10 protein-coding genes are annotated in these 12,639 nt (G+C 46.9%); 4 read left to right on the top strand and 6 right to left on the bottom strand.

Annotated elements, in window-relative coordinates; all coding sequences use genetic code 11:
- Nucleotides 1–73: 73 nt before the first annotated feature.
- Nucleotides 74–364: a co-chaperone GroES gene (locus tag K0H79_RS16245; RefSeq protein ID WP_203325018.1), complete on the top strand. Its 291-nt coding sequence runs from the start codon at nt 74–76 to the stop codon at nt 362–364.
- 55 nt (nt 365–419) lie between these two features.
- Nucleotides 420–2,057, top strand: a complete 1,638-nt coding sequence (gene groL, locus K0H79_RS16240) for a chaperonin GroEL (protein WP_220076502.1) — start codon at nt 420–422, stop codon at nt 2,055–2,057.
- A gap of 934 nt (nt 2,058–2,991) precedes the next feature.
- Here the strand turns inward: groL and K0H79_RS16235 are convergent.
- The 6 genes from K0H79_RS16235 to K0H79_RS16210 all read right to left on the bottom strand — a co-directional run bounded on the left by K0H79_RS16235 (nt 2,992) and on the right by K0H79_RS16210 (nt 8,735).
- The gene (locus K0H79_RS16235) at nt 2,992–3,312 is read right to left on the bottom strand and encodes a hypothetical protein (RefSeq protein ID WP_220076501.1); all 321 of its coding nucleotides are present in this window, start codon (nt 3,310–3,312) and stop codon (nt 2,992–2,994) included.
- A 61-nt stretch (nt 3,313–3,373) separates the two neighbouring features.
- Nucleotides 3,374–4,195, bottom strand: a complete 822-nt coding sequence (locus K0H79_RS16230; protein WP_220076500.1) for a GIY-YIG nuclease family protein — start codon at nt 4,193–4,195, stop codon at nt 3,374–3,376.
- A gap of 107 nt (nt 4,196–4,302) precedes the next feature.
- Nucleotides 4,303–4,938, bottom strand: coding sequence for a hypothetical protein (locus K0H79_RS16225; protein ID WP_220076499.1), 636 nt, complete (start codon nt 4,936–4,938; stop codon nt 4,303–4,305).
- Between the two features lie 27 nt (nt 4,939–4,965).
- Entirely contained in the window at nt 4,966–6,408 is a 1,443-nt protein-coding gene (locus K0H79_RS16220; RefSeq protein WP_220076498.1) for an NACHT domain-containing NTPase, read from the bottom strand.
- 61 nt (nt 6,409–6,469) lie between these two features.
- Nucleotides 6,470–7,054, bottom strand: a complete 585-nt coding sequence (locus K0H79_RS16215; RefSeq protein WP_220076497.1) for a restriction endonuclease — start codon at nt 7,052–7,054, stop codon at nt 6,470–6,472.
- Nucleotides 7,055–7,847: 793 nt separating this feature from the next.
- Nucleotides 7,848–8,735, bottom strand: coding sequence for a Tim44 domain-containing protein (locus K0H79_RS16210; protein ID WP_220076496.1), 888 nt, complete (start codon nt 8,733–8,735; stop codon nt 7,848–7,850).
- 740 nt (nt 8,736–9,475) lie between these two features.
- Between K0H79_RS16210 and K0H79_RS16205 the strand changes: the two genes are divergently transcribed.
- Nucleotides 9,476–9,949, top strand: coding sequence for an NYN domain-containing protein (locus K0H79_RS16205; RefSeq protein ID WP_220076495.1), 474 nt, complete (start codon nt 9,476–9,478; stop codon nt 9,947–9,949).
- Nucleotides 9,950–10,313: 364 nt separating this feature from the next.
- Nucleotides 10,314–12,617, top strand: coding sequence for a carboxypeptidase-like regulatory domain-containing protein (locus K0H79_RS16200; RefSeq protein WP_220076494.1), 2,304 nt, complete (start codon nt 10,314–10,316; stop codon nt 12,615–12,617).
- The last annotated feature ends 22 nt before the right edge of the window (nt 12,618–12,639 follow it).

Genomic DNA, 12,639 nt, shown 5'->3' with positions numbered 1-12,639 from the left:
GCCTTGCCGGTGGGTGGCCTTCTACACATAACCGCCTCATTGCTGGGCAAAAAATCTTTAGGAGAATCCATAGATGAATATTCGTCCATTACATGACCGCGTAATCGTTAAGCGTCTGGAAGTGGAATCCACTTCAGCTGGTGGCATTGTGCTGACCGGCAGCGCGGCTGAAAAGTCTACCCGTGGCGAAGTGCTGGCGGTAGGCAATGGCCGGATCCTGGAAAACGGCACCGTACGTCCTCTGGATGTAAAAGTGGGTGACGTGGTGATCTTCAACGAAGGTTACGGCGTGAAGAAAGAAAAAATCGACGGTCAGGAAGTACTGATCCTGTCCGAAATGGATCTGATGGCTGTAGTGGGCTAATCCACTCAAATTGTGAAATTTCAGTCTAACGCAAAGTATTTAAAGGAAATCGAACATGGCAGCTAAAGAAGTTGTATTTGGTAACGACGCCCGCGTAAAAATGCTGGCCGGTGTAAACATTCTGGCCAACGCTGTTAAAGTGACCCTGGGCCCCAAAGGCCGTAACGTGGTTCTGGAAAAGAGCTTCGGCGCGCCGCTTATCACCAAAGACGGTGTGTCTGTGGCCAAAGAAATCGAACTGGAAGACAAGTTCGAGAACATGGGCGCCCAGATGGTGAAGGAAGTGGCTTCCAAGGCCAACGACGCTGCCGGTGACGGCACCACCACCGCCACCGTACTGGCTCAGGCCATTGTTAACGAAGGTCTGAAGGCCGTTGCCGCGGGCATGAACCCAATGGATCTGAAGCGCGGTATCGACAAAGCCGTTGCCGCCGCCGTTATCGAACTCAAAGCCCTGTCTCAGGAATGTGCCGACTCCAAGGCCATTGCCCAGGTAGGTACCATCTCTGCCAACTCTGACGAGTCCATCGGCCAAATCATTGCTACCGCCATGGAAAAAGTGGGCAAAGAAGGCGTTATCACCGTTGAAGAAGGTCAGGCGCTGGAAAACGAACTGGACGTAGTAGAAGGTATGCAGTTCGACCGCGGTTACCTGTCTCCTTACTTCATCAACAAGCCAGAAACCGGCTCTGTTGAACTGGACAACCCATTCGTGCTGCTGGTTGACAAGAAGATCTCCAACATCCGCGAACTGCTGCCAATCCTCGAAGGTCTGGCCAAGACCGGCAAGCCACTGCTGATCGTTGCCGAAGACGTGGAAGGCGAAGCCCTGGCCACTCTGGTTGTGAACAACATGCGCGGTATCGTGAAGGTTGCTGCCGTTAAAGCCCCAGGCTTTGGTGACCGTCGCAAGGCCATGCTGCAGGATATCGCCATCCTCACCGGTGGTACTGTTATCGCCGAAGAAATCGGTCTGGAGCTGGAAAAAGCCACTCTGGAAGATCTGGGTACTGCCAAGCGCGTTGTGATCACCAAGGACAACACCACCATCATCGATGGCAACGGTGCCGAGGAGCAGATCAAGGCTCGCGTGGGTCAGATCAAACAGCAAATCGAAGAAACCACGTCCGATTACGACCGTGAAAAACTGCAAGAGCGTATGGCCAAGCTGGCCGGCGGTGTTGCCGTTATCAAGGTTGGTGCTGCCACCGAAGTGGAAATGAAAGAGAAGAAAGCCCGCGTTGAAGACGCCCTGCACGCCACCCGCGCCGCCGTTGAAGAAGGTGTGGTTCCAGGCGGCGGTGTAGCCCTGGTACGCGTTGCTTCCAAGATCAGCGACGTTGAAGTCGCCAACGAAGATCAGAAGCACGGTGTAGTTATCGCCCTGCGCGCCATGGAAGCCCCACTGCGCCAAATCGCCACCAACGCCGGTGAAGAAGCCTCTGTAGTGGCCAACACCGTGAAGAACGGTTCTGGTAACTTCGGTTACAACGCCGGTAACGACAGCTACGGCGACATGCTGGAAATGGGTATCCTGGACCCAACCAAGGTAACCCGCTCAGCGCTGCAGTTCGCGGCCTCTGTAGCCGGTCTGATGATCACCACCGAAGCCATGGTAGCCGAGCTGCCAAAGGCCGATGCCCCTGATATGGGTGGTATGGGTGGTATGGGCGGTATGGGTGGCATGATGTAATTTTTGCTGGTTTAAATCGGTGATAACGGCGTTGCTTCACCGCTCGTTTAGGCGAACTAAACGTCGCGGTAAAGCGCCTTGTTCTGACTCGATTTAACCTACGCAAAAAGACTCTGTTGGCTTGATTAGCCTCTAACACGAAAAACCCCGGACTTGTTCCGGGTTTTTTTCTTTACATGGATGTAATTATCCCCGATTGCCATGGATGGTAAATGAGGGGAGTTTAATGCGTAAAGGAAAAGGCCCGCGTATCGAACGCGGGCCTTTTCCATTTCCGTGGTTTCTGCAAAGGGCGGGGGAGTGGGTTGGGTGTGGAATGGCTTCCGGCGTTGGGTGTGATTAATCACCTATTGTGGGCTTACTGGCAATGCGAGCCGCTTGCAGCGGCTTAACGTCGTGGAGCAAGTGCATCCATGCACAACTGCCAGTTCACCATCCATGGCTCTCGCTCGTGAGCCTGTCGCTAGGCGACACTCGCCGCCCCACACCCGAGGAAAGGGCAGAAGCGGCCCGTAGGGCAAGCGACAGAATAGTTTCTGTCGCTTAGCTGGCGCCGAAGCGCTCTGCGCGCCACGCGGAGGCAGTATCGACTGGCAATTGCATCCATGCAAAAAGGCCAGCACGCCGTCCTTGGCTCGCGCTCATATGCGCTCTGGCGAGCATGAGCCCTTGTCCAATCCCCCAGCGACCCGCGGCGAAGCGGACGACAACATGGATGTTGGAGGTAGGACAACGCAGGGAGCAGTTGTCGAAAGCCCCTTGGGCATCAGGTGTCCTTTTACTATCGCGTCAGACGCTCGTCCCTGATTCGACTGACGCTGCCTCGGCATCCATGCCTCGGCCACGCAACGGACACCCGTGCCCTGCGGCCGCTTCGAGCGGGATTTGGTGTATTCCTCGGCAAAAGTGTTTTGGGTGTCCTGAGTTTTGTGTTTTATGAATTGGCTTTTATTGCGAGTTGATAACCCGTTAATAATGCTTCAGCTTCTTTTAAACTCATAAATCCGTAAGACTTAGCAATAAATTTTGTAGCTTTTGATGAGTTTGTTGGTTCTGTATGGCCTAGTTCAGATTTAAAGTTGCCGACTTTAGCTTTTAAAGTTCCACTATCTAGTTTGCAATGACCAGCCAGCTTTTCGCATAATTCAGATTGCAGCCCATGAGGAAACCCATCGCTTTCCAAGCGCTTGTATATGACAAAGCACTCGAGCTCTAACTCGAGTGACCAACCTGAATCTGGCTTGAAGTTGAACATTGTTCCGTCCTACAAAGTGTTGTTGGTATCTTCCGGCAAAGGTGATGTCAGTGTGCTGAATTTATCTTTTTGTTGTTCGTTCAAGGCTAGCTAGTGCCTCAATAGCCTGTTCGTCCGCTATGCTAAACCATTCTGATTTTTCTAGTCTAAATTTATCTAGTTTCTTATGAATGTGTTGTTCAGACTGGTAGGACTTATCAACTTCAATGAAAGCAATACACTCAAAATCATATGGGTACGCGCCAGCTAATTTAATTTCATTCATCCTTTTAAGGACACTGATTGTGGTCATACCTATTTTAATAATGTTTGGGTTGATTCTGTTTTTAATGGCATAAACAAAACCATTTCCATTTTTTGGGTTCAGTTCATACTGCTTGGTTATATCAACAATGGTCTTTATTAGTACATTAGGTTCTATATATTCAGAAGTCGCTATAGGTTTATGTTCTTTTTCAATATGAAAATTCCAGTATCGATTTAAACGTAGGAATTCGGCCACATCTCTCAGGTCGTCAAACGTTTTTATAGTGAAAGTGACTCTATGATTTTCAGATACCTCTCCTTCAGGATGTTTCCTTCTTCCTTTGTATTGTTTTGGTTTTTTACTGCCTCTTAAGTTCATCCCATCTAAAATGGCAAAGCGGATAGTGACATGCCCTTTTCTTCCTATTACTGAAACCACACCTTCGTTAACGTGATTAAAGTAAAAATAGACGCATGTATTGTTGTCTGTTTTGTTCTGATATCTTGAGAAGTCACCAATGTAGATGGATGTAAGCCATTTTAATGTGCCCTCCATGAGTGATTTTGATAACGTATTCTCGTTAAAGAATTTGGCAACACAAGGATACTGGTTGTAATCAACTTTTTCATAATTCACGACTAAATTCCTCAATTCTATGGCTGTATTGGCCATCTTTGGGATTGTTGTGTTACTCAGCCTAAGTGTTTTTTCTACAAATTTATTTAACTTTTCTTGTGATGCAGTTAATAGTAGTTGTAATCTAGATGGTCATCATAAGCGTAATTTTCGTCGTAAGATGAACTATCAAATGCCCCATCAATAGCCACATCAAATAAATCCATTTTGATTGTTTTCGCTATCATATCCTCAATCAATAATCTTCTATGATGCGGAGTATTTTTGGCCATTTCCATTAAAGTTATTTCAGACTGAATTATTGAGTTGTATTTCAAATATACTTCATTAATTAAGAACTCTATATCAGTATCTTGCGCATATAAGCAAAGAGTCCCCCTCCACCAATCGCTTCTTGTTAGTTCTGCTATCTCTACTCCTCGATTTTGAGTTAGTTCTTTTGCTGCCAAATGCTCTTGGAATCTAAAATGGCCAAAAGATAGAGTGCTGGAATATCTATCAACGATCATAATATTGCATGGGTCAATTAGGTCATCTATTATTGACTCAATTAAATGGTTGTCATATCGCGAACCGAATTCATTAGATAATATCTTTATCGCCCTGTCTTTGTTAATTTCTCTAATTTTTTGTGTGTGCATTAGGTAGGCTAATCTATATGCAACTTTTCTTAGAATTTGTCCATTATTCTTCTGCCTTTCAATTCTTTTAAATTTATCATATTCACCAGTAAGCAAGTTCAATCTAGCATCATATATCTCAGATTCAGATCATGGTGCATCCACTCCTTTTTCCACCAAGCTACAAGCTATTGTTAAAACCAAAGGGGTTTTAACATATTCATAAAGTCTTTTCTTTGAAATGTTATCCAACAAATTTATAGCTAAATCAACTTTATCCGAAAACCATCCATTCACAAATTTTTTTATCTGCTCTTCGGTGAAAGGTAGGAGTGTTATTCCAAGGAAGTTTATTTTATCCAAGTAACTGACGCAGTCTCGGCTAGAAATTACTAATTGTGAGTTAGAATGGTATTCTTTAAATTTGTTAACGCCATCGAAAAAGTTAGGAATGGTATTGTATATTTCATCTATCCCATCAAGAATAAGTGTAAACCTAGTTGAATTTCTAATTATGTCGTTTATCTCTGTAATTTTGCTACTATTTACCTCCTGTTTCATTGTCGCTAATATTAGTCTGTAAATCAGTTCTTTTGAGTTTACCTTTGGTGTTCCGTCTATGTCATATGAATAGATGATGCTGGGGTTTTCATTAATGTAGCTTGTAAGTTTGTTTAATGGAATTAATATTTTAACATTATTTCTGTCTCTTTCAATTGAGTAGTAATATGCTTCTAAAGTAGTTGTTTTTCCTGCACCTGCTGCTCCATATACTGCGATGTCGTGGCCTGTTGCAAAAACATCTAAGGGAGATATCGATACCCTATCCCGAGCATTTGTGCGATGTATGCTTTTTAATATCTTTTGAAAGCTAGGTGTAGTTATAATAGACAATAAGTTTAATGTTCTTTCTGTTTCACTCAAAAAACTATTTATTTCTAGAAATTTGTACTTTCCACTATTAATCTTGTTTACACTTTCCACATAAGATTTTTTTCTGCTATCTATCGACTTATAAAGCTCTTCTGTTGTTACTGTTATATAGTATAGTGGTTTATTGATTATTTTGTCTTCAAGTTCTAACTGATATTTGTTTAATTCCTCTAAATCCTTGGTTATACTTTTTATGTTGGACAAACCTTGTTCTAATATAGAGCAAAATTTTTGATATTTTTCTTTTGTTTTGTCCGATATCTTTATATTAATTAATAAAATTGGTTGCAAGATGTTTATTTTTTTAATTTCTTGCGATATCTCATTGAGTTCTCTTAAGTCATCAGAAAGCTTACCATCATGGGATTTGAAGAAGTTTACGCTAGAATCCGTTAACTCCTTCTGAATATCAGAAAGTTGATTTCTTAATTCATTTATATTTCTTGTGTTTTCTAATGATCTTAAAATTAGCTTCTGATTATCCGATGAGCGATGTCTTTTTTCTTCCGTATTAAAATTGTTTTCTATAAGTTCGTATGGCTCAGTTAATATATAAATTTTGTGTTCTTTATCTATCTTTTTAATTATTTTTTTTAATTCAACCCACTCCTCTGGCGACAGCTCTAAACTTCCACTAATGAAGTCTATTTCTAAGTGCATAAGTAGATTGCTGTCGAGCGATCCAACAAAAAAGCTTAGATCACTGTAAAACTGTGTTATATCAATTTTTTTTTCTATCGGATTTTAATGCGTTTAGTAGATCTTGGTTACCATGAGGTGTTATTATTTCATTTGCGATTTTATCTTTTAAAGTATTTAGTTTGTCTAAAAGTTGAGGGCAGTATTGTTTGATGGATTCTATAATGTCAGCCCCGTCCATAATGAAAATTGGCTTGCTGGCTACGCTTGTAAATTGGTCATATAGTTCTTCGTGAAATCTTTGTGTTACAATATTTGGTGTTGTAATGTATATTTCAGTTGGTTTGAGGATGCTTTTATCAAGTGCTGACTTAAACCCAATCTCACAGGCTTGTCGTATTTGATGGCCTAAGTCTGAAATCGCTCTGCTATTCTCTCTGTCGCTTTTTTTTATTTTTTTAGACTGAATATATATGACTTTTGGGAGTCTGTGTGGAGGATTTTTTATAGTTGCGATTGCGTCTATTCCACGTTCATATGGACCTCCATTAAACTCGACTCTGTGATATCCCATGGACTCAAATAAAGGCAATATTATTTCACGTGTAAAATCATCTTCCCTGAATGACTCTAATTTTTTAATGTAGTGATTAATGCAGTAATCCATCGTGAAGCCTTTAACTTATTTAAAAATCATTGAAAGAATGAAGAGTCAGGACACGGGCGAAAGTGAGGACACCGACAGGTCTTTCGCCAAGCGCAGCTTGGCATCCAATCTCACTGCCTGAATGGCGATAGGTAAATTTAGCGATAGCTACCGCACGGCGCGTTCCATCTGTGAAACGTACCTTCATCAGAAAACCATTTTAAAACAACATCAAAGCTAACAGCTTGGCTCAGGCTAAACCTTGGTTGAGGTCAAAAAATGCACCGATGCCTGTAGCGTCAAATCGGAGGGGAATCGAAGAGGGTTACTTGAGTGAAAGCCATCCTTGCTGCGCCGTCTTAACGGTGTTGCGTCTCTTCCCTGATCCACATTGTTGTGCTGAGTATGTTGTGCGCTGTTTTGCAGCGCCATGTTTTAGTACAGAGCATTGCGTTATCGCCCTATGCCTGTTGCATGAGCGCCCTATGCCAGCGTCGCTCGCGCCATGATTCAGCAACTGCTAAAGCTTACTTTGATAATCATATGCTTATCGGCTGAAAGTACGCCAATCAAACAGCCGAACCAGACTACCGTATGGTGTTTTAACAGGCAAGAGTTGGCTGCGGTAAATCACGAAGCAGATAAGGAGCTGGTGAGTGCTTGCTTCTTTCTTTGTTTCTTTCTTCCTTCCTTGAGAGGGGGCTGCTCTGCAAACGGCTGCTATCGACTTTCGGACCGTAAAAAGAAAACCCCGGACTGTGCCGGGGTTTTGCTGGGTGTCACTGGGTGGCAAAGAGCATGCTATAGCGCGCTTTTATTGCTGGATGCCCACAATCAGCCAGGGGGCGTTGGCATGCAGCAGGTTACGCTCCAAATGCCAGACTTCCTTGATGTCTTCTTCTACCCCTTCAACGGCATCGCGGTAGCGGCCGCTGAATTTCACGCTCACTTCGGCAAGCTCGTTGTTGTAGGTGGCGCGCACCAGTTCGGCGTCGAGGAACATCACTTCGGTGTGCTGCTGGCCATCGAGTTCACGGCGTTGCTGGCTGAGTTCGTTAAAGAGCTCAATCGACACGTATTCCTGAATTTTGTTCAGATCGCCCTCATTCCAGGCCTGTTGCAGGGTTTTGTAGTGGCCGCGGGCGCCTTCCAAAAAGGCGGCTAAATCGAAACCCGGCGGCAAGTGAAATGGCACTGTGCTCTGGGGCTGGGCAAAACCGCTGTTGCCGCTATGGCCACCAAAGGCGGCAGGCTCAGACTGCTGGCGATAAAGGTCCTGGCCAGGCGCGGCGCTGGCTTGCCCTACACCTGAATAGGCTGCTCTTGGCTGCGCCTGTGCTTTGGAGGCCATCAGCATGCGGATGACTTTAAACAGCACGAAGGCAAGCAAGGCGATGATCACTATGTCCATAATCTGGATGTTCTCAAAACCTTCGCCCATAAAGAGTGCCGCCAGTAAGCCCCCCGCCAGCAGGCCACCGAGCATACCGCCCATCATGCCTTTTTTAGCCGCAGGTGCTGCCGTGGCAGGCGCAGCAGTGGTATTAGTGGCAGTGGTATTGGTGGCCGCAGGCTGCGACTGTGCCGTTTCCTGAGTCTTACCTGCAGATTTATTGCTGCCGAATTTCTTTGCTTCCACCACGGGGCTGGTTGCCAGGCTGACGGCAAAAAACATCGCCAGCATAATGAATAACTTTTTCATTTATTTCATCTCTATTTTAATCACCGAATGGCAGGCATCATAGCGTCATGTTAGTTCATGTCAATGGTGATAAAAGTCGCATTAATAAGAAGGCGCTGAATATTAAAAATCCTGAAGTTTAATTTAAGATTGATTTAAGCTTTAGGGTGTTTAAACCCGTTAGGCAAAGTGCCTGAGTCGTGCTGCGTCTTTTTTAAGCTATCAAGGTTGCAGGTATTTAATATTTAGAGTAAATGCAATAGAAAATGCATTAATATCAGCGTGATACCGACTTTATTTTGTGGTTTTTATCAAGTTGTTATTAATTGATGGTATCGGGTTGTTGTATTTTTAATTATTAAGATGGCAGTGGCTCGCCAAGCTCTTTATGGCGTATTGAACTTTTATCGTGCTATTAAGGTGTTGTGTATTCAGTTGGTTTAATTTTGGTCAGCATTGTGATTATAAAACGTCTTGCCTGGATTATTAAATTAAACCTGGATGAATGCTTGGAATATTAGCCAGAAAAATATAAAGACGCGCCTCAATAATACTGTGGCACCAGCGAAATCGAGTGTTTTTTTGGCGAGCCACAGGCGTAGGGCTGGATGCTGTCGTTTGTGTTGAGGCCTGTTGCAGCTTGTCCGGTGCGCGCCATCAGTTTCTAGCTGTGCTAAAGTGCGCAGAGTCTCGCCGCTGACAGCCGAATGCTGAAAGCCTACTCGTCTTTAATATGAATCGGCCTGTTATAAGAATCGCCCGTGAAAAAAATCGCCCTGTTTGTCGATGTGCAAAACATCTATTACACCTGCCGTGAGGCGTATCAGCGCCAGTTTAACTATCGCAAACTCTGGCAGCAGCTGAGTGGCGAGGGGGAGATTGTCAGCGCCTTTGCCTATGCCATTCATCGCGGTGACGATGGCCAGTTAAAGTTTCAGGACGCCATGAGGCATATTGGGTTTGAGCTTAAGCTTAAACCCTTTATTCAGCGCAGCGATGGTTCGGCCAAGGGCGATTGGGATGTGGGCATCACCATAGATGTGCTGGAGACAGCGCCCGGGGTGGATTGCGTGATACTGCTTTCCGGCGATGGGGATTTTGCGCTCTTGCTTGACAAGATAAGGCAAAAATACGGCGTCGAGGCCGAGGTGTATGGCGTGCCTACGCTCACCGCAAAATCCCTGATGGAGGCGGCGAGCCGCTTTCATCCCATAGATGAGTCCTTGCTTCTCTAGATAATGGCTACGCTGGAAAGGGCTACGCTGGAAATGGCTTCGCTTTGCTTATCTCTTCTCTTCTCTTATTTGATCTCCATTTGGCGCTGGCCCTTGGCGTTTGCGTTGGCCGTTGGTGTTGACAGTAAGTGGCCATGTTTACCCGAAGCGCCAAAGGGGCACGTCTCAAGCGTAAGCTGTGGGGCGGACTAAAGTTTTACGCTCTAACCCTAAAGTGGCAATCCCCCCGATATTGTCTACCCTTATCAGTTCTCCTTGGCCAAGGTAGAGCGGGGTTGTTGTAGCAGGATGCATTCGCCAAACTCTGACCTGCATTCGTCTGGTTAACGGGATCTTATTTAAAGACGAAAAAGGGAAATTTAGTATGCAAGTCAAATCACTCTCAGCTGTCAGTGGGCTCAGTGCGCTGGCACTCTGTACGGGCCTGGCATTCAGCGGCGCTGCGCTCGCCGAGCAAATCAAAATCCAGAATGTGCACTTTGATGCCGACAGCAACCAGCTGTCGGTAAAAGCCAAAATCGATGGTCATCACCACGGGCAAGACAGTGCCGGTGATGCCTATATCGAAATTGTGGATGCGGCCAATCCGGGCTTTGTATTGAGTGCCTTTCAAACCCCCAAACAAATCCACAGTAAAATCGATGCCGCAAGCCTAGCGTTTCTGCCCTGTCAGGTGGGCATTGTGGTCAATGGCGACACCGCCAATATGGCCGTTGCCGATGTGAAAAATGTGCCCACCAGTTGCGGCGGCTTTGCTGCCACCATTACGGGGCTTATCACCGATGAGCCTATTCCTTTCGCCACTGTGTCTGTCACCCTGAACGGTAACACCTTTACAACGGTGGCGGATGAAAGCGGCGCCTACAGCCTGGATGTGCTCACCACCAACATAGAACAGCTGCTGCTGATTGAATCGTCGGCCACCAATGCCGAGACCGGCGACAGCATCGACTTTGTCAATCTGGTGGGCAGTTTTTCCAAGGTGCTCAGCGAAGATGACCCCATTAATGTGACCAACGTGACCACCGCCAAATACAGCCTGGTGCTGGAAGCCAATGGCGGTGAGCAGCCAAGTACCCTGGCGGAGCTGGAGCAAGCCGAAACCGCGGTGGATGCCACTGAGCTGTTTCAGCTGGCGGCCATCATCAAGCTGATTGTGGATGACCCCGGTTATCAGTTGCCGGAAGGCTATGACAGTATTCTCGACTTTATTGCCGATGAGGGCGCGGTGGATACTTTTGTGGCCAGCACACCAACCGAGGCGCTGGAGCAGGCGCTTGCGGATATTCTTGCCGACAGTGAGCTGGTGGCAGGCTTCAGCGCTGCCGATGTGCCAAGCCTCTATTACGCCATCAGCACCACCAGCCCCGGGTATCTGGCCCGAAGCGGCTCGGCGCTGGAGTTTGACAATCTGGGCACGGGTAAGGCGCTCAGTTTCCAGCAGTGGAACGGCCAGCCCATCAGTCAGGACTTCAGCTGGGCCGTGGCAAGTGGTCGTATCGAGGTGAGCTACAGCGAGCCACTGGTGACCGAAGAGCTGTCAAACAGCATTGAGTATGTGACCGATAGTCAAGCGGAAATCGATACCTATTATTTGTGTGGCGGCGCGGCGGAAAACTTTATCACCCATCGCGCCCTGACCCAGCGAGCCTACACCCGGGTGGTGGATGGCAGTTTGGTGGATGTGGTGTCGGTGGAGTCGCGCAGTGAACTCACCACGCCGCCAATCAAGCTGAAGAATTCCGATCCGGAAAATTGTAAAGACCTCATCATTGCCCAGCCGAAGCTGGTGCTGGAAACCGCGACCCAGAACTTCCGTGCCAACTACGATATCAACAATATTCCCTTTGTCAGTGGCTGCAGCGACGGGGATACCTGCGTCTCCGGCCTGTGGGCGGGGCAGTACCATTACACCGACGGCGAAAGGGTGTATGACGACTATGTGTTCCCCCACACCGCCTACGCCGATGCCATGCAGTTTATGGCCGATGGCAGCGTGAGTGGCAAAATCTCCAATGTGAATGCCAGTTGGGTGGTGGACGGCGAGGGTAGGTTAGTGATTACTTACCCCGATGGCATGACCCAAACCAGCCAGATCCTCGATAAGCTCGGCATCGAACTGGGGGTCTTCTCTGTGTTTGAAAACGCCGGTGAGCGCTTTGCGGTGTACGACATCTGGATAAAAGGCGATGCCAATTTGCAGCTCGGTGTTGCCGAGTTGTTGCCAAGCTCTCCCAGCCACTTCTGGGCGGGAGAAATCAACAGCTGGCTGCCGGGTTCGGTGGATGCCATGGGGCTGCTCAATTACCAGTACCTCTTCGGTTGGCAGTTTGGAGCAAGCGAGGTGCAAAACACCTATGCGATTGGCGACTGGAGTGCGCCCGATGGCGATGGTCTCAGCAGTGTGCCCTTTACTCAGGAACCCCCGGCGCCTTATGCGGTGACTGCAGACTATGTGCGTATCTCGCGCTTTCCCTTCGCCGAGCGCTACTGGTACCCCATCAACAGTCAGATGATTGATGGCGACCGGGTATTTTATGTGGTGGAGCGAGAGGTGCGGGATGGTGATGTCTATGGTCGTGCCCCCGGCTACCGCACCTTTATTCCCGCCCGTATCAACATAGAGCGTGAGCGGGATATGGCGGATTACACCAACGTGGCCCGTTGAGACATAAGCCAATAAAAAACCT

This window comes from Shewanella sp. FJAT-52076 (assembly GCF_019457455.1).
Taxonomy (GTDB): Bacteria; Pseudomonadota; Gammaproteobacteria; order Enterobacterales; family Shewanellaceae; genus Shewanella; species Shewanella zhangzhouensis.
The sequence above is the reverse complement of the archived record's forward strand: the minus strand, read 5'-3'. Positions and strand labels throughout refer to the sequence as shown.

Bases quoted from the DNA above. Each gene is read 5' to 3' on its own strand.
- K0H79_RS16215 (WP_220076497.1), bottom strand. From the start codon at position 7,054: ATGGATTACTGCATTAATCACTACATTAAAAAATTAGAGTCATTCAGG.
- K0H79_RS16220 (WP_220076498.1), bottom strand. From the start codon at position 6,408: ATGCACTTAGAAATAGACTTCATTAGTGGAAGTTTAGAGCTGTCGCCA.
- K0H79_RS16235 (WP_220076501.1), bottom strand. From the start codon at position 3,312: ATGTTCAACTTCAAGCCAGATTCAGGTTGGTCACTCGAGTTAGAGCTC.
- K0H79_RS16200 (WP_220076494.1), top strand. From the start codon at position 10,314: ATGCAAGTCAAATCACTCTCAGCTGTCAGTGGGCTCAGTGCGCTGGCA.
- groL (WP_220076502.1), top strand. From the start codon at position 420: ATGGCAGCTAAAGAAGTTGTATTTGGTAACGACGCCCGCGTAAAAATG.
- K0H79_RS16245 (WP_203325018.1), top strand. From the start codon at position 74: ATGAATATTCGTCCATTACATGACCGCGTAATCGTTAAGCGTCTGGAA.
- K0H79_RS16210 (WP_220076496.1), bottom strand. From the start codon at position 8,735: ATGAAAAAGTTATTCATTATGCTGGCGATGTTTTTTGCCGTCAGCCTG.